Source organism: Azospirillum sp. SYSU D00513 (assembly GCF_017356015.1).
Classification (GTDB): domain Bacteria; phylum Pseudomonadota; class Alphaproteobacteria; order Azospirillales; family Azospirillaceae; genus Azospirillum.
In genome coordinates, this window is sequence record NZ_JAFIQV010000123.1 from 1 (window position 1) to 587 (window position 587).

Below are 587 nucleotides of genomic sequence, written 5' to 3' on the forward strand. Positions count from 1 at the left end.
TAATAGCTCACTGGTCTAGTTAAGCCGGCCTGCGCCGAAAATGTAACGGGGCTCAAGCCACCCACCGAAGCTGCGGACTCAGAGGACAGAGTACAGATGACAGACGACAGAAAGCGGACGGGATCGTTCGAGGACCTGGAGGTCTTCAAGCGGGCATACCGGCTTTCGCTGTTGCTGCATCAAACAAGCCTGACTTTTCCAGCCATCGAACAGCACGCCCTGGCGGACCAAATCCGCCGGTCGTCGAAGTCGGTGTGTGCCAACATCGCCGAGGGCTACGCCAGGCAGGCGTGGTCAAGGCCGGAGTTCAAGAGGTTCGTGCGCCTGGCCCTATCGTCCGCGGACGAGACACGGGTGTGGCTGCGCTACTGTCTTGACCTCGGCTACATCGGCGAGGCGGACTGGAAGACATGGCGCGACGAGTGTCAGGAGATCGCCCGCATGCTGTTCGCTCTGGCGTGCAGCCCGCAGTAATCTTCTGTTCTCTGTCGTCTGTACTCTGTCCTCTGAGTGGTAGCGGAGCGTTCCGTAGGCCTGCGAAGGGCGTCCGTGAGGCCGCCTGGAGGTATCGGAAGTGAGAATGCTGA

1 rRNA gene is annotated in these 587 nt (G+C 60.5%); it reads left to right on the forward strand.

Going from position 1 to position 587, the window contains the following annotated elements:
* Positions 1–587, forward strand: a 23S ribosomal RNA gene (locus JUB11_RS32480); the annotation flags it as partial.